Annotated in this window: 14 protein-coding genes and 1 pseudogene; 8 read left to right on the top strand and 7 right to left on the bottom strand. The window is 72.0% G+C overall.

All coding sequences use genetic code 11. The features are described 5' to 3' along the window. The first annotated feature begins 15 nt into the window (after positions 1 to 15). On the top strand, positions 16 to 1,371 hold the full coding sequence (gene rmuC, locus ACFQ58_RS15845) for a DNA recombination protein RmuC (RefSeq protein ID WP_376952128.1): 1,356 nt from the start codon (positions 16 to 18) through the stop codon (positions 1,369 to 1,371). Between the two features lie 123 nt (positions 1,372 to 1,494). Here the strand turns inward: rmuC and ACFQ58_RS15840 are convergent. The 3 genes and pseudogenes from ACFQ58_RS15840 to ACFQ58_RS15830 form a co-directional block, all read right to left on the bottom strand. Further along, positions 1,495 to 2,736: pseudogene (locus ACFQ58_RS15840) on the bottom strand (MFS transporter); the annotation flags it as partial. Between the two features lie 93 nt (positions 2,737 to 2,829). After that, on the bottom strand, positions 2,830 to 3,831 hold the full coding sequence (gene glpX, locus ACFQ58_RS15835; protein ID WP_376952127.1) for a class II fructose-bisphosphatase: 1,002 nt from the start codon (positions 3,829 to 3,831) through the stop codon (positions 2,830 to 2,832). Between the two features lie 149 nt (positions 3,832 to 3,980). Then, positions 3,981 to 4,874, bottom strand: a complete 894-nt coding sequence (locus tag ACFQ58_RS15830; RefSeq protein WP_376952126.1) for a fructose-bisphosphatase class II — start codon at positions 4,872 to 4,874, stop codon at positions 3,981 to 3,983. Between the two features lie 118 nt (positions 4,875 to 4,992). Here ACFQ58_RS15830 and fbaA point away from each other — a divergent pair, with 118 nt between their 5' ends. Both fbaA and ACFQ58_RS15820 read left to right on the top strand, forming a co-directional pair. Continuing rightward, the gene (gene fbaA, locus ACFQ58_RS15825) at positions 4,993 to 6,042 is read left to right on the top strand and encodes a class II fructose-bisphosphate aldolase (protein ID WP_376952125.1); all 1,050 of its coding nucleotides are present in this window, start codon (positions 4,993 to 4,995) and stop codon (positions 6,040 to 6,042) included. Between the two features lie 8 nt (positions 6,043 to 6,050). Beyond that, the gene (locus ACFQ58_RS15820; RefSeq protein WP_376952124.1) at positions 6,051 to 6,677 is read left to right on the top strand and encodes a DUF6264 family protein; all 627 of its coding nucleotides are present in this window, start codon (positions 6,051 to 6,053) and stop codon (positions 6,675 to 6,677) included. 24 nt (positions 6,678 to 6,701) lie between these two features. Here the strand turns inward: ACFQ58_RS15820 and ACFQ58_RS15815 are convergent, their stop codons facing one another. Together ACFQ58_RS15815 and ACFQ58_RS15810 are read right to left on the bottom strand one after the other, a co-directional pair. Beyond that, positions 6,702 to 7,931, bottom strand: coding sequence for a hypothetical protein (locus ACFQ58_RS15815; protein ID WP_376952123.1), 1,230 nt, complete (start codon positions 7,929 to 7,931; stop codon positions 6,702 to 6,704). Positions 7,932 to 7,936: 5 nt separating this feature from the next. Next, positions 7,937 to 8,983 (bottom strand): 4-hydroxy-3-methylbut-2-enyl diphosphate reductase, encoded by a 1,047-nt coding sequence (locus ACFQ58_RS15810; RefSeq protein ID WP_376952290.1) that lies wholly within the window; start codon positions 8,981 to 8,983, stop codon positions 7,937 to 7,939. Between the two features lie 85 nt (positions 8,984 to 9,068). Here ACFQ58_RS15810 and xseA point away from each other — a divergent pair, with 85 nt between their 5' ends. The 5 genes from xseA to ACFQ58_RS15785 are packed head-to-tail and all read left to right on the top strand — an operon-like array spanning position 9,069 to position 13,338. Then, a complete protein-coding gene (xseA, locus tag ACFQ58_RS15805; protein ID WP_376952122.1) occupies positions 9,069 to 10,292 on the top strand; it encodes an exodeoxyribonuclease VII large subunit in 1,224 nt (407 codons plus the stop codon). Position 10,293: 1 nt separating this feature from the next. Next, entirely contained in the window at positions 10,294 to 10,557 is a 264-nt protein-coding gene (locus ACFQ58_RS15800; protein ID WP_376952121.1) for an exodeoxyribonuclease VII small subunit, read from the top strand. Continuing rightward, positions 10,557 to 11,198: a DUF4245 family protein gene (locus tag ACFQ58_RS15795; RefSeq protein ID WP_376952120.1), complete on the top strand. Its 642-nt coding sequence runs from the start codon at positions 10,557 to 10,559 to the stop codon at positions 11,196 to 11,198. The genes ACFQ58_RS15800 and ACFQ58_RS15795 overlap by 1 nt, the downstream gene beginning before the upstream one ends. A gap of 12 nt (positions 11,199 to 11,210) precedes the next feature. After that, positions 11,211 to 11,864 carry a carbonic anhydrase gene (locus tag ACFQ58_RS15790; RefSeq protein ID WP_376952119.1) on the top strand — a complete coding sequence of 218 codons (654 nt, stop codon included), beginning with the start codon at positions 11,211 to 11,213 and terminating at the stop codon, positions 11,862 to 11,864. A gap of 58 nt (positions 11,865 to 11,922) precedes the next feature. After that, positions 11,923 to 13,338 (top strand): class II fumarate hydratase, encoded by a 1,416-nt coding sequence (locus ACFQ58_RS15785; protein ID WP_376952118.1) that lies wholly within the window; start codon positions 11,923 to 11,925, stop codon positions 13,336 to 13,338. Between the two features lie 63 nt (positions 13,339 to 13,401). Here the strand turns inward: ACFQ58_RS15785 and ACFQ58_RS15780 are convergent, their stop codons facing one another. After that, on the bottom strand, positions 13,402 to 14,787 hold the full coding sequence (locus tag ACFQ58_RS15780; RefSeq protein ID WP_376952117.1) for a PhoH family protein: 1,386 nt from the start codon (positions 14,785 to 14,787) through the stop codon (positions 13,402 to 13,404). Between the two features lie 192 nt (positions 14,788 to 14,979). Continuing rightward, positions 14,980 to 16,098, bottom strand: coding sequence for an aminotransferase class V-fold PLP-dependent enzyme (locus ACFQ58_RS15775; protein ID WP_376952116.1), 1,119 nt, complete (start codon positions 16,096 to 16,098; stop codon positions 14,980 to 14,982). Positions 16,099 to 16,123: the final 25 nt, after the last annotated feature.

Raw genomic sequence — 16,123 nt, 5'->3', positions numbered from 1 at the left:
TGACACACTGGCGGCATGGACCTCCTGCTGCTCCTGATCGGCCTCCTCGTCGGCGCCGCGCTCGGCGCGCTCGCCACGCACCTGCTCGCCCAGCGGCGGCAGGCGGCCGAAGGCGCCCTGCACGACGATCCCGCGCTGGTCGAGGCCCGCCACCAGGCTGCCATCGCCGACGTTCGCGCGGGCGAAGAGGCGGCGAAGGCCGTGCTGCGCGAAGAGCTCGCGGCGACGCAGGCCCGCGCCGACGGCCTGCGCGAGCAGATCGAGGCGGCGCAGCACCAGTACCGCGAGCTCGTCGAGCGCCAGCGCGCCGAGGTCGCCGCACGCGAGGCGCGGGATGCCGCCGAGAGCCGCGTGCTCCAGGCCCTGGCGCCGGTGAAGCAGTCGCTCAGCGAGATGCAGCACAAGGTCACCGAGATCGAGTCGCAGCGCACACTGCAGCACGGCGAGCTCGCCCAGCAGCTGCGCTCGGCCGCCGAGTCTGAGGAGCGGCTGCGCGCCACGGCCGAGTCGCTGGCGTCGGCGCTGCGCTCCAACAGCACCCGCGGAGTGTGGGGAGAGACCCAGCTCCGCAGCGTCGTCGAGGCGGCCGGCCTGATCGAGCGCGTCGACTTCGACGTGCAGTCGAGCATCGCGAGCGATGCGGGGGCGGGGCGGCCCGACATGATCGTGCACCTGCCGGGCGGCAAGTCGATCGCGGTCGACGCGAAGGTGCCGTTCAACGCCTACCTCGAGGCGAGCCAGATCCCCGCGACCGCATCCGGAGCCGACGCGGCGAAGCGCGCCGACTTCCTCAAGCAGCACGTCCAGGCGGTGCGAGCGCACATCACCGCGCTGGGCTCGAAGGCGTACTGGAACGGCCTCGACGCGTCGCCCGAGCTCGTCATCGCGTTCATCCCGAGCGAGTCGCTCGTCTCGTCCGCACTCGAGGCCGATCCCGGCATCATGGAGTTCGCGTTCGGCAAGCGCGTCGCGCTCGCCTCCCCGGTCACGCTGTGGTCGGTGCTGAAGACCGTCGCGTACTCGTGGCAGCAGGACGTGCTCACGAACGAGGCCAAGACCCTCTTCGACCTCAGTCGCGAGCTCTACTCGCGGCTCGCGACCACGGCGAGCCACATCGAGAAGCTCGGCCGCACGATCGAGCGCAGCGTCAAGGACTACAACGCCTTCGTCGGCTCCCTCGAGCGTCAGGTGCTCCCGACCGCCCGCAAGCTCGGGGCGCTCGACGAGTCGAAGGTCCTCGCCCCGCTCAAGGGCATCGAGGAGGCCCCCCGCGAGCTCACTGCGTACGAACTCGTCTCGCACGAGCAGGCCGACCTCGACCCCGCGATCAGGGCATCGATCGGCGGCGTCGCCGAACCCGAGAAGGACTGACGCTCACTCCGCCGCATCCGTCGCCGGGCGCGACGGCCGCGGCGGGTGTGGCTCATCCACGGGCGGCGCGAAGCCCGCGGCCGCCTCGCTGCCCGTCACCTGCGTCGTGTCGATCATGCCGTCGAGCGGGTGGGTGAGCTCGTCCTGCCCGAGCCGCGCCGCGGCCAGTGTCACCACCGCGAGCAGCGGCGGCACGAGGCCCGCGATGAGGAACGCCGGCGCGAGCCCCAGCCATTCGCCCACCGGTCCGGCGATCGCCATCGACAGCGGCATGAGCGCGAGCGACACGAAGAAATCCAGGCTCGAGACGCGCCCCAGCATCGCCGGTGGGACCCGACGCTGCAGCAGCGTGCCCCACACGACCGAGGCGGCGTCGAACAGGAATCCCACGATGAACGTCGCGACGACCATGACCCAGAGCCACGACGTCACGCCGATCACCGCGAGGGGGATGCAGCCGAAGCCCCACGCCAGGATCATGAGCGTGAGGTACCGCCGCGGCAGCCGGAACGACGCGACGAGCAGCGAGCCGACCGCGCCGCCGATGCCGAACGCCGCGAGCACGAGAGCGAACTCGCCGGCGCCGCCGCCGGTCTGGTCGCGGACCGCGAACGGCATCAGCACCTCGATCGGGCCGATCACGACGAGCACGAGCAGGATCGAGAACGCGAGCGTCGCGAACAGCCAGCGGGTGCGCAGCAGGTACGTGAAGCCGTCGCGCAGGTCGACGAACATCTGGCGCACCGGATGCAGCTCGGTCGCTTCGAGGTCTCGCCGGACCGCCGTCGTCCGCATGAGGCCGAGTCCCACGATCGCGACGACCTGCAGCACGGCGACCACGAGGAACGCGAGCCACGGCGCCTGCACCGCGATCAGCGCACTGGCGAGCGCGGGTCCGGCGGCGTTCTGCGCGACGGGCCGCAGCACGCCCTCCACGCCGTTCGCGGCGAGCAGCTGGTCGGCGGGCAGCAGCGCCGGCAGCCATGCCGAGTACGCCGGGTAGAAGAACCCGTCCGCAACGCCGAGCACGAACGAGAGCACCGCGAGGTGCCACACCTCGATGAGGCCGGCCAGTGCGAGCGACCCGGCGACGCCGAACACGACGGCGCGCACCGCTTCGACCACGAGGAGGATCCGACGCTGCGGCACCCGGTCGGCCACCACGCCGCCGACGAGCACGGCGGCCACGAGCCCGAGGCTCGCGCCCACGGCCACGATCGAGAGGTCGATCGGCGATCCGCCGAGCTCGATGACCTGCCACGCGGCCGCCACGATCCACGCGCCCGCCGACAGCAAGGACGCTGAGAGCGCGACGACGAGCAACCGATACTGCCCGGAGCTGAACGGACGCAGCGCCCGCGGCATCCTCGTCTCGGTGATCACCCGCCCAGTCTGGGGCACGCGCCGCTCGCGACGCGAGCGCGTCCGCTCAGGGCAGCGTCGCGCCGCGCAGGGAAATCAGCGGTCGGCTTCGTCGAGCCACTTCTCGGCGAGGTGGTCGGCGATGATGCGACGGATGGTGCCCGACCTGCCGCGCAGCACGATCGACTCGGTGCGGATGATCGGGCCCTTCTTGCGCACGCCGTCGACGAGCTCGCCGTCGGTCACGCCCGTGGCGACGAAGAACGTGTTGTCGCTGCGCACCAGGTCGTCGAGCTCGTAGACCTGGTCGCAGTCCAGCCCGGCGGCCTCGCCGCGGGCGCGCTCCGCGTCGTCCTTCGGCGCGAGCCGCCCCTGCATGAACCCGCCGAGGGCCTTGATCGCACACGCCGTCGTGATGCCCTCGGGGCTGCCGCCGATGCCGACGCACATGTCGATGCGCGATTCGTAGCGCGCCGCGTTGATGCCGCCCGCAACGTCGCCGTCGGAGATGAGACGGGTGCCGGCGCCGGCCGCGCGGATGTCGGCGATGAGCTGCTCGTGCCGCGGGCGGTTCAGCACCGCGACCCGGAGCTCGCCGACCTCCTTGCCCTTGGCTGCGGCGAGCGCGCGGAGGTTCTCGCCGATCGGGTTGCGGATGTCGACGACGCCGATGCCCGCGGCATCCGTCACGATCTTGTCCATGTAGAAGACGGATGACGCGTCGAGCATCGTGCCACGGTCGGCGACCGCGATCACCGACAGCGCGTTCTGTCGCCCGGCCGCGGTCAGCGACGTGCCGTCGATGGGGTCGACCGCGATGTCGCATGCCGGGCCGCGCCCGTTGCCGACCCGCTCGCCGTTGAAGAGCATGGGCGCCTCGTCCTTCTCGCCCTCGCCGATGACCACGACGCCGTCGAAGTTCACGGTTCCGAGGAAGGCCCGCATGGCGTCGACCGCGGCGCCGTCGGCGGCGAGCTTCTCGCCGCGGCCGATCCACGGGTACGAGCGGATGGCGGCGGCCTCCGTCGCACGCACCAGCTCGAGCGCGATGTTGCGATCGGGGTGCAGGAAGAGGCTTGCGGTATCGGTGCTCACCATCGAGGGGTCCTCCAGGCAGTCGTGGGATCGCCTTCGAGCCTACTGAGCGGGTCGGCGTGCGGCCTCGCGAGGACGGCGATCGGGGGTGAAAGTTCCACGGTTCTTAACGGATGGCGCGGGGGACGCGCCATCCGGCCCACCCCCTTGCGTCAGGTGGACGGGTCGATCGACCCGGCCCGCCACGACTCGCCGGGCGCGAGTCGGGCCCCCGGCCCGACGTCGCACGGCGTCACGGCGGTGAGGAACACCGCCGCCGTCGCGGCGCACAGCTCGTCGAGGCCGACGATCCGGTGGGTAGGAATCCGCGCCGTCGCCAGCCGTTCGGCCTCACGATCGGACTGGGGCTCGAGGCGAGCCTGCATCCACCCGCCCAGCGCGCGGACGGCGGCGGCGGTGAGCACCCCCTCGGGGGCACCGCCGATGCCGACGACGAGGTCGAGGTCGCCCTCGGGCCGCGCGGCGCGCAGGCACCGCTCGACGTCGCCGTGCACGAACGACTCGACGGCGGCACCCGCGTCGGCGGCAGCGCGGGCGAACGCCGCGTTGCGCGGCCGGTCCTGCACCGCCACGCGCACGTCGGACACGGCCACGCCGCGAGCCGCGGCGATCTCGCCGAGCGGCGCGTCGAGACGCAGGCCCGGCACCCTGCTGACGAGCTTGCCCATGTAGTGCGCCGGCCCGATGTCGAGGAACGCCCCACGAGCGGCGACCGCCATGATCGCCATCGCGCCCGGAAGGCCGGCGGCCGCGAGGCTCGTGCCGTCGACCGGGTCCACGGAGAGGTCGAGCGCAGGCCCGTGCCCGCTCCCGAACCGCTCGCCGAGGTGCAGCATGGGCGCCTCGTCCTTCTCGCCCTCGCCGACGACGACGCGCCCGTCGACGGGCACCCTCGCGAGCGCCGCGCGCATCGCGGCGACGGCCGCACCGTCGACGGCGTCACGATCGCCACTCCCCACGAACGGCAGCGCGGCGACGGCAGCGCGGCGGGTCGCCTCCGCGAGACCGTCGGCGAGCGCGTGGGCGACGTCGGGTGGATGGGTCATGCCTCCATCGTGCCCGACGGGCTCGCGCCATCCGCCCTCACCGCGACCACCGGCACCTGAGGGCCGCTCGACACGTCGGTAGACTCATGCCAACCCACGACTTTCGAAGGAGCACGGCATGCCCATCGCAACCCCCGAGCAGTACGCGCAGATGCTCGACACCGCCAAGGCCCAGGGCTTCGCGTTCCCGGCCTTCAACGTGTCGAGCTCGCAGACCCTCAACGCGGTGCTGCAGGGCCTCGCCGAGGCCGGTTCCGACGGCATCATCCAGGTCACCACGGGCGGCGCCGACTACTTCGCCGGCCACACCGTGAAGGCCCGCGCCGCCGGCGCCCTCGCGTTCGCGAAGTTCGCGCACGAGGTCGCCAAGGCGTACCCGAACACGGTCGCCCTGCACACCGACCACTGCCCGAAGGACGCGCTCGACGGCTTCGTCTACCCGCTCATCGCCGCCTCCGAAGAAGAGGTGAAGGCCGGCCGCAACCCGATCTTCCAGTCGCACATGTGGGACGGCTCGGCCGTGCCCCTCGACGAGAACCTCGAGATCGCGAAGGACATCCTGCCGAAGCTGAAGAACATCAACGCGATCCTCGAGGTCGAGATCGGCGTCGTCGGCGGCGAGGAGGACGGCGTCCAGCACGAGGGCTCCAACGAGGCGCTCTACACGACCCTGAACGACGCGATCGCCGCGGTCGAGGCGCTCGGCCTCGGCGAGAACGGCCGCTACATGGCCGCGCTCACGTTCGGCAACGTGCACGGCGTGTACGCGCCCGGCAACGTCAAGCTGCGCCCGTCGCTGCTCAAGGAGATCCAGGACGGCCTCGCCGCACGGTATGGAGTCAAGGGCGCGAACGGCACAGCCGCGAAGCCGCTCGACCTCGTCTTCCACGGCGGCTCGGGCTCGACCGATGCCGAGATCGCCGAGGCGGTCGCGAACGGCGTGGTGAAGATGAACATCGACACCGACACGCAGTACGCGTTCACGCGCTCGATCGCCGGCTACATGTTCCAGAACTACGAGGGCGTGCTGAAGGTCGACGGCTCGGTCGGCAACAAGAAGCAGTACGACCCGCGGGCCTGGGGCAAGGTCGCCGAGTCCGCGATGGCCGCGCGCGTCGGCGAGGCGACCCGCCAGCTCGGGTCGGCCGGCAAGTCGATCTCGGCGTAGGGCACCGGATGTCGCAGGACGAGGCCGCTCGGAACGAGACGCAGGGGCAGCCGATCGACGGCTCCGCGCCCCCGCCGCCGCGCGACGAGCGGCCGCGTCCGCAATACGGCGAGTACGCCCCCGAGGGCTGGTCGTGGCAACCGCCTGCCGACGAGCGGGCGGATGCCGCGGCATCCGCCCCGCACCCGGCACCGCCGCCACCACCCGCCGAGCCGGCGCCGAACGGGCCGAGCTCGCCGGCACTGCAGGCTCCGGCGGCGCAGACGCGCAGCGCCGACCGGTTCTTCACGATCCTGCTGCTCGCGCTCGGCGCGCTGGGCGCCTGGAACACGTCGGTGAGCCTGCAGCAGCTGCCCGGCGCCATCCAGACGGTCTACACGCAGCAGGGCGTGGGTACCTACACGCCCCAGGAGTGGCTGCCGACGCTCGCGCTCGTCGGCACGGTGTTCATGCTGGCGCTCTACGCCGCGGTGCTGGGCTGGGCCATCGCCCGGCTGCGCGCGCGGAGGGTCGCATTCTGGGTTCCGATCGTCGGCGGCGCGATCGCGCTGGTCTCCACGATCGTCATGACGTCGATCGTGTTCCTCACGGATCCGACCTTCCAGTCGTACCTGGAGCGCATGTCCGGCGTCTGAACGGGCCTCTCAGCGCGGCAGGCCTCAGGGCGACAGCGAGGTCAGCGCACCGCTGATGAACCGCCACGCCCAGAACAGCACGATCACGACGAAGGCGACGACGGCGGCGCGCGAGACGCTGCGGGTGAGACGTCGACCGGGCTCGGCGACGCCGGGCGGAGGACGGAGCAGTGCGGCCGGCGTCGTGAACGCGAGCGCCTCCTGCGATGCGGCCGTGGGTGCCGCGGGCGCCGGGATCGCGGTCGCCGCGAGCATCGGCTCGCTGCGGGCGAGCCGGTCATCGCGCCATCGCGCCCAACGGCCGAGCTTGTCGAGCAGCGCGGCGACCACCGAGAAGAGCCAGGCCCAGGTCGCGGGATCGAGCGTCGACACGTCGCGGCGGGTGTACAGGAACAGCCAGTCGTCGATGATCTCGACGTCGACCGCCGCCGCATGGTCGATGAACCGGGCCATGATGTCGGGCGTGAAGAGGTACAGCGCGTCGCTCTCGTACCCGACGGGCGCGTGCAGCGCGAAGTACTCGTCGAAGTCGCCCTCGAGGCTCAGTCGCTGGTCGCGGTCGAAGGTCGCCGGCAGGTTGGACATGCCGAACAGGCCGTTGTTGTTGGTCGCGTCGAGCACGATGTGCGGCAGCGGGACGTCCAGCTTCACGGCCACGTAGCCCCAGCGGTGCGTCGAGCGACTCTTGCCGGAGCCCGTGGTGAAGCGGTAGTTGCCGAACTCGACGGGGCGGGGGCGTTCGCCGCGCACGATGTCGGATGCGATGCGATCGGTCCCGACGCCGAAGATCATGCCCGGCAGCCCGGGATCGCGGCGGTGCGGCTCGAACGACATGGCGTTCGCGCGAGCGAATCGATCCAGCCGGTACCACCGCGTCGACGTGCCCCGCCCGACGAGGCGGACGATCGCGAGCGCGCCGACACCCACGACGATTCCGATCGGGACGAACGCGAACGGGGCCGCGGTCCAGCCGCCGACCTCGGACGACATGCCCACGAACGAGGACGCCAGCGACAGCACGATGCCCAGCACGACGAGGCCGGCGAGCACGGCGAAGGCGATGGGGATGATCCGGACGCCGTCCGCCCCGCCGAAGAGGCTCGGCACGCGACCGCTGGCGCGGAGCTCGCCCGCGAACTCGCGCGCGGCAGCTCGATCCACCGGCTCGGTGAGCGGGCGGGCGTCGAAGCCCCACGCAGATGCGCCGATGCCGAGCCCGTCCTCGGCGCCGTCACCCACCGGCCCGGGAGCCATCGGCCCTACGAGGCCGAGGCGGCGCGGCTGCGCCCGCCGAGCGCCCGTGCGTCGCGGTTGCCCGAGAGGTCCTTGCGCAGTTCCTTCGGCAGCGAGAACATCAGGTCCTCCTCGGCGGTCTTCACCTCGGCGACCTCGCCGTAGCCGGCGTCCTCGAGTTCGAGGAGCACCTCCTTGACGAGCCCCTCGGGCACCGACGCGCCGCTCGTGACGCCGACGGTCTCGGCGCCCTCGAGCCACTCCTGCTGGATCTCGGTCGAGTAGTCCACGCGGTAGGCGCGCTTCGCGCCGTTCTCGAGCGCGACCTCGACCAGCCGGACGCTGTTCGACGAGTTCGCCGAGCCGACGACGATGACGACGTCGGCCTCGCGGGCGACCTTCTTGATCGCGACCTGGCGGTTCTGCGTGGCGTAGCAGATGTCGTCGGACGGAGGGTCCTGCAGGTTCGGGAACCGCTCGCGGAGCCGGCGCACCGTTTCCATCGTCTCGTCGACCGAGAGCGTGGTCTGCGAGAGCCACACGACCTTGTCGGGATCGCGCACCTCGATGTTCGGCACGTCGTCGGGGCTGTTGACGAGCGTGACGTGGTCGGGGGCCTCGCCGGCGGTGCCCTCGACCTCTTCGTGGCCCTCGTGGCCGATCAGCAGGATCTCGAAGTCGTCGCGCGCGAACCGCACCGCCTCGCGGTGCACCTTCGTCACGAGCGGGCAGGTCGCGTCGATCGCGTGCAGGCCGCGGTCGGCCGCGGCATTGACGACCGCCGGCGAGACGCCGTGTGCGCTGAACACCACGTGCGCCCCTTCGGGAACCTCGTCGACCTCCTCGACGAACACGGCACCCTGCTTCTCGAGCTCGGTGACGACGTGGATGTTGTGGACGATCTGCTTGCGCACGTAGACGGGCGCGCCGTAGTGCTCGAGCGCCTTCTCGACCGCGATCACGGCACGGTCGACGCCCGCGCAGTACCCGCGGGGGGCCGCCAGCAGCACCCGCTTGTGTCCGGGGGCGGGGATATCCTTGAGCCGGCCTCGCACACTCGGGATCCGAGGCATGCCGAGGTCGATCCGCGGGGCATCCGTCAAGCTCGTCACGGTTGCCATCCTACGCGGGCGCGAACGACGAACAGCTGGGAGGCGCATGGCTCAGGGCCCCACGACCCGCGAGACCCCGTGGTCCGTCTCGATGCTCTCGGGCAAGCTCAAGGAGTACCTCGACCGCCTGGGCACGGTGTGGATCGAGGGCGAGATCACGCAGTGGGGCGTCTCGGCCGGCAACGTCTACGGCAAGCTGAAGGACCTCGAGGCCGACGCCACGGTGTCGTTCTCGATCTGGTCGTCGACGCGCGCGAAGCTCTCCGAGCAGTTCAAGGCGGGCGACCACGTCGTCGCGCTGGTCAAGCCCAACTGGTGGGTCAAGGGCGGCTCGCTCACGATGCAGGTCTTCGACGTGCGCCACGTCGGCATCGGCGACCTCCTCGAGCGCGTCGAGCGGCTGCGCGTGCAGCTGGCCGCCGAGGGCCTCTTCGACCCGGCCCGCAAGCGGGCGCTGCCGTTCCTGCCGCAGGTGATCGGCCTGGTCACCGCGCGCGACAGCGACGCCGAGAAGGACGTCGTGCGCAACGCGCGCCTGCGCTGGCCGGCGGTCGAGTTCCGGATGGCGTACGCCGCCGTGCAGGGCGACCGGTGCGTGCCCGAGGTGGTCGCTGCCATCCGGCGGCTCGACGCCGACCCCGAGGTCGAGGTCATCATCGTCGCGCGCGGCGGCGGCGACTTCCAGAACCTGCTCGGGTTCAGCGACGAGCGCGTCGTGCGGGCCGCGGCCGCGGCATCCACGCCCGTCGTGAGCGCCATCGGGCATGAGGCCGACCGCCCCCTGCTCGACGAGGTCGCCGACCTGCGTGCGTCGACGCCGACGGATGCCGCGAAGCGGGTCGTGCCCGATGTCTCCGAAGAGCTCGTCCGCGTCGAGCAGGCGCGCGCCCGCGTCCGCATGCGGGTGACCACGCTCGTCACCCACGAGATCGACCGGATCGGCCACCTGCGCACGCGCCCGGCCCTCGCCGACGCTAGCTGGATCGTCGATCGTCGCGCGGAGGACGTGACGCGCTGGGTCGCGCGCGGCTCCGAGCTCGCCGATCGCGCGATCGAGCGTGCGGTGACGCGCACGGCCGAGCTGCGCTCGCAGCTCCGGGCGCTGTCGCCGCTCGCCACGCTCGAGCGGGGCTACGCGATCGTGCAGCGCGAGCACGACGGCGTGCTCACCCGCCCCGACCAGGCGCCCGACGGCACGGCGCTGCGCATCACGCTGGCCGAGGGCCGCCTTGCCGCGACCTCACGGGGCGCTGTCGGCGACGCCGAATAGAATGCCCTCCATGCCCACCACTCCCCCGGATGTCGCCGAGCTCAGCTACGAGCAGGCGCGCGACGAGCTCGTGCGCGTCGTCGCCGAACTCGAGCAGGGCTCGGCCACGCTCGAGCAGTCGCTCGCCCTGTGGGAGCGCGGCGAGGCGCTGGCGCAGCGCTGCGAGGAATGGCTGCTCGGGGCGAAGGCCCGACTCGACGCCGCTCGTGCGGGCGCCGCCCGCGCCACGGCACCGGGCGCCGCAGCCGACGGCGGAGACGCCTGATGGCGCGCCGCGAACCCCGCGTCGTCGCCGAGCTCGGCCGGCCCGAGACGCCTGAAGAGACGGCGGCTCGCAAGGCGCAGGATTCGCACAACCACCGGCAGCGGCAGAACGTGCGCAACCTCGTCGGGGCGCTCGTCGCGAGCCTCGCGGTCGTCGCCGTGATCGTGCTCATCGTGCCGCGCAGCGACACCCCGATCGAGCGCGACATCGACGTCGCCGCCGTCGCCGCGCAGGCCCAGGTCGGCGTCGAGCAGCAGCTCGCGGTGCCCGAGCTGCCCGAGGGCTGGCGGTCGAACGACGCCTCGCTGCGCCAGCGCGAGGCCGACGGCGTCACCGCCTGGTACGCCGGGTACCTCACACCGGGCGACGAGTACGTCGGCATGTACCAGGGCCTCGGCGCGAACCCGACCTGGACCGCCGACCTGCTCGCGAACACCATCGCCACGGGCGTCGTCACGATCGACGGCGTCGAGTGGACCGTCTACGACAACCGCGACACCGACGCCGACGTCGGCAACGCGCGGTACGGCCTCGTGACCGAGGCGGGCGAGAGCACCTTCGTGCTGCTCGGCACCGCCGACCCCGACGAGTTCGAGACCCTCGCCGGGGCGATCGTCCCCGCCATCGACGCGCAGCGCTGAGAGGAGCCGGCCGTGAGCCAGCCCGCCCCCGCACGACCGACCACGCCCGCCGAGACCTGGCGCGAGCTCCGCGCCGGCAACACGCGGTTCATCGCCGGCACTCCGCAGCACCCGCGGCAGGATGTCGAGCGCCGCACCGAGCTCGCCGGCCAGCAGCGGCCACTCGTGGCGATCTTCGGCTGCAGCGACTCGCGCCTGGCCGCCGAGATCATCTTCGACGTCGGACTCGGCGACGCCTTCGTGGTGCGCAACGCCGGCCAGGTGATCTCCGACGACGTGATCGGTTCCCTCGAGTACGCCGTGGGCGTGCTCGGCGTGCCGCTGATCCTCGTGCTCGGCCACGACCACTGCGGTGCGGTGCGCGCCGCGATCGACTCGCAGGGCGCCGAACCCGACCCGCTGCCCGCGCACATCGGGTCGCTCGTCGACCGGATCGTGCCCGCGGTGCGCCGCGTCGCGGGCACCGCCGAGGGCCCGATCGACACCGACGCGATCGACGCCGGCTACGTCGGGCGCGAGCATCTGCGCGACACCGTGGCCGAGCTCGTCGAGCGCTCCGAGCTGATCAGCGACGCGATCGCAGCGGGTACGCTGGCAGTCGTCGGCGCGAACTACCGGCTGCTCGAGGGCCGCGCCGAGACCGACGTCGCAGTCGGTCGCATCTGAAGCCGACGGCGGCATCCGCCCGCCGCGCGCGCATCGCGACATCGAAGGGGAACATACCGTGGTGGACAACGCCGCCGACTACCGGATCGAACACGACACGATGGGCGAGGTGCGGGTCCCCGCGTCGGCCCTGTACCGCGCGCAGACGCAGCGCGCCGTCGAGAACTTCCCGATCTCCGGCAAGGGGCTCGAGCCGGCGCAGGTCGCCGCGCTCGCGCGCATCAAGAAGTCCGCCGCCCTCGCCAACGCGCGGCTCGGCGTGCTCGACGCCCGGATCGCCCAGGCGATCGCCGACGCGGCCGACCAGGTCATCGACGGACGGGTCGACATCGCCGCGCACTTCCCCATCGACGTCTACCAGACCGGCTCGGGCACGTCGTCGAACATGAACATGAACGAGGTGCTCGCCTCGCTGGCGACCGAGAACCTCGGCAGCCCGGTGCATCCCAACGACCACGTCAACGCGTCGCAGTCGTCCAACGACGTGTTCCCGACCTCGGTGCACATCGCGGTCACCGCCGCCCTCATCGACGACCTCATCCCGGCGCTCGACCACCTCGCGGTCGCGCTCGAGACGAAGGCCGAGGCGTGGGCCGGTGTCGTGAAGGCCGGCCGCACCCACCTCATGGACGCCACGCCCGTGACGCTCGGCCAGGAGTTCGGCGGCTATGCCCGGCAGATCCGCCTCGGCATCGACCGCGTGCAGTCCGCGCTGCCGCGCGTCGCCGAGGTGCCCCTCGGCGGCACCGCCGTCGGCACGGGCATCAACACGCCCGCGGGCTTCCCGCAGCTCGTGATCGAGCTCCTCCAGCAGGAGACCGAACTGCCCATCACCGAGGCGGCCGACCACTTCGAGGCGCAGGCCAACCGCGACGGCCTCGTCGAGGCATCCGGCGCCCTGCGCACCATCGCCGTGAGCCTGACCAAGATCTGCAACGACCTCCGCTGGATGGGCTCGGGCCCGAACACCGGCCTCGGCGAGCTGGTCATCCCCGACCTCCAGCCCGGATCCTCGATCATGCCCGGCAAGGTCAACCCCGTGGTCCCCGAGGCCGTGCTCATGGTCGCCTCGCGCGTCGTCGGCAACGACGCGACGATCGCGTGGGCCGGCGCGTCCGGCTCCTTCGAGCTCAACGTGCAGATCCCGGTGATGGGCACCGCGCTGCTCGAGTCGATCCGCCTGCTCGCCAACTCGGTCCGCGTGCTCGCCGACAAGACCGTCGAGGGCCTCGAGGCCAACGAGGAGCGCACGTCGGCACTCGCCGGCATGTCGCCGTCGATCGTGACGCCGCTGAACAAGATCATCGGCTACGAGGCCGCGGCGAAGATCGCCAAGCACTCGGTGGCCAAGGGCATCACGGTGCGCGAGGCCGTGATCGACCTCGGTCACGTCGAGCGCGGCGACCTCACCGAGGAACAGCTCGACGAGGCCCTGCACCTGCTGTCGATGACGCGCCCGCCGCAGGCGAAGTAGCCAACCCGCACCGCACGTCGACGGCCCCGAAGCTCGAGCTCCGGGGCCGTCGACGCGTGCGGGCTACGCCAACTCGTTGCCGTCGAGCATCTCGGAGACGAGCGCGGCGATCGCCGAGCGCTCGGAACGGGTCAGCGTGACGTGCGCGAAGAGCGGATGGCCCTTCAGCGTCTCGATCACGCTCGCGACGCCGTCGTGCCGGCCGACGCGCAGGTTGTCGCGCTGCGCCACGTCGTGGGTGAGCACGACGCGGGAGTTCTGCCCCACGCGGCTGAGCACGGTGAGCAGCACGTTGCGCTCGAGCGACTGCGCTTCGTCGACGATCACGAACGCGTCGTGCAGCGAGCGACCGCGGATGTGCGTGAGCGGCAGCACCTCGAGGATGCCGCGGTCGATGACCTCGTCGAGCACGTTGTCGGACACGAGCGCGCCGAGGGTGTCGAAGACCGCCTGCGCCCAGGGGTTCATCTTCTCGCCCTGGTCGCCGGGCAGGAATCCGAGCTCCTGCCCGCCGACCGCGTAGAGCGGCCGGAACACCATGATCTTCTTGTGGTGCTGGCGCTCGAGCACCGCCTCGAGCCCCGCGCACAGCGCGAGCGCCGACTTGCCGGTTCCTGCGCGTCCGCCGAGCGAGAGGATGCCGATCTCGGGATCGAGCAACAGGTCGATCGCGAGCCGTTGCTCGGCCGAGCGCCCGTGGACGCCGAAGACCTCGCGGTCGCCGCGGACGAGCCGCACCTCGCGCTCGCCGACGACGCGACCGAGCGCCGAGCCGCGCTCGGAGTGGATGACGAGCCCGGTGTTGACCGGCATGCCCTGCACCTCGTCCGTCGTGAGCACCTCGTGCTCGTACAGCTTCGCCATGTCGTTGGAGCCGAGGGCGAGCTCGGCCATGCCCGTCCAGCCGGAGTCGACGGCCAGCTCGGCGCGGTACTCCTGCGCGTCGAGGCCGACCGATGCCGCCTTGATCCGCAGCGGGAGGTCCTTCGAGACGACGGTGACCTCGAGGCCGTCGTTCGCGAGGTTCAGGGCGCACGCGAGGATCCTCGAGTCGTTGTCGGCCAGCTGCAGCCCGCTCGGCAGGACCGACAGGCTCGAGTGGTTGAGCTCGACACGGAGCGAACCGCCCTCGCCGACCGGGATCGGGAAGTCGAGTCGCTCGTGCTCCACGCGGAGGTCGTCGAGCAGGCGCAGCGCGGCGCGCGCGAAGTACCCGATCTCGGGGTCGTTGCGCTTGGCCTCCAGCTCGGTGATCACGACGACCGGCAGGACCACGGGGTGCTCGGCGAATCGGAACAGGGCACGCGGGTCGGACAGCAGCACCGACGTGTCGAGCACGTAGGTGCGCTCGGCCTGCGCGACAGCCCCCGGGGCCGCGTCGGAGGGCCGCGTGCGGCGCTCCTTCGACTCGACCGGACCGAGGGGCTTGGTGGGTTCGACAGAGGTCACGACCGCTCCTGCCCCGAGCTCTCGCTCGGCTTTCGCGCCGGCGGGCGATCCCTTCACGAGCGGTTCACGAGCCGACTCGATCGGGCGCCTTGCCCGATGCCTCGACGGTACGTCCGACGGCCGACAACGGCAGTGCGACACGCGGCGCGACATCCGCCGTTCATGAAGTCGACACGACGCCGCCGAGGGCGGTCAGTACGTCGCGGCGGTGTTGAACGACACGAACGCTCCGCGGAGCATCTCGACGGTGTCCTCGGAGAGCACGGCGTGCACGCTGAGCCGCACGGTGCCGAGCCGCGTCGTCGCGGTGACGCCGTGGTTGTGCAGCGATGCGGAGAGCACGGTGACGTGCTCGGGCTCGGGCTCGAGCACTACGATCCCGGCGCGTTCCCGCTCGTCGCGCGAGGACGCGACGGGGATCGCGAACTCGTCGGCGAGCTCGATGACCCGGCTGACGTTGCCCGCGACGCGCGAGTTGACCTCGGGCACCCCGACGCCGGCGAGCTCCTCGAGCGCGGCGGCGAAGCGCGCCTGTGCGATCGGGTCGGGATTCGACACGCGGTACGCGCGCGCGCCGGCCGCCGGTGGCGGCACCTCGTCCCACACCTCGTCCTCCTCAGTGCCGGTGTAGCCCGAGAACACGGGCGTGAGCCGGTCGAGCGCGCGCTCGGAGAGGGTCATGACGCCGGTGCCCCATCCGGCCCGGCACCACTTCTGGCCACCCGTCACGACGACGTCGGCGAGCTCCCACGGGGCGTCGACGATGCCGAACCCCTGGATCGCGTCGACGATGAGCAGGCGGTCGCCGATCACCTGCCGGATCCCCTCGAGATCGCAGAGGTAGCCCGTGCGGGGGTCGACGAGGCTCACGGCGACGGCCGCGACGTTGGCCTCGAGCTGGTCGCGGATCTGGCCCGGCGTGACCTTGCCGTGGTCGGTCTCGAGCCACGCGGGCTGCACCGAGTGCAGCGCCTCGTTGGCCCGCACCGCCGCGATCGGGAGACTGGGGAACTCGCCGGGCGAGAGCAGCACCGTGCCCGTGAGCCCGAACATGGCGTGCATGAGCCCGGTGGTCGTGTTGGGCACCGCCACGATCCGGTCGGCGGGCGTGCCGGTGAGGTCGGATGCCGCGGCGCGGAGTCGTCCGTCCTGTTCCTCGAACGCCTCCATGCTCCCGTGCCGGGCGCGCTCGAGCACCTGCGTGAAGGCGAGCGTCTCCTCGGCGGCGACGCGGGAGAGCGGTCCGACGCGGCCGTAGTCGAGGTAACCCGGTTCCTCGCCGAAACCGGCCGCGTAGTCGTCGATGGTCACGGTCGCCATCATGGCAGAACGGCGG

The organism is Agromyces sp. NPDC056523, assembly GCF_042794545.1.
Classification (GTDB): domain Bacteria; phylum Actinomycetota; class Actinomycetes; order Actinomycetales; family Microbacteriaceae; genus Agromyces.
The sequence above is the reverse complement of the archived record's forward strand: the minus strand, read 5'-3'. Positions and strand labels throughout refer to the sequence as shown.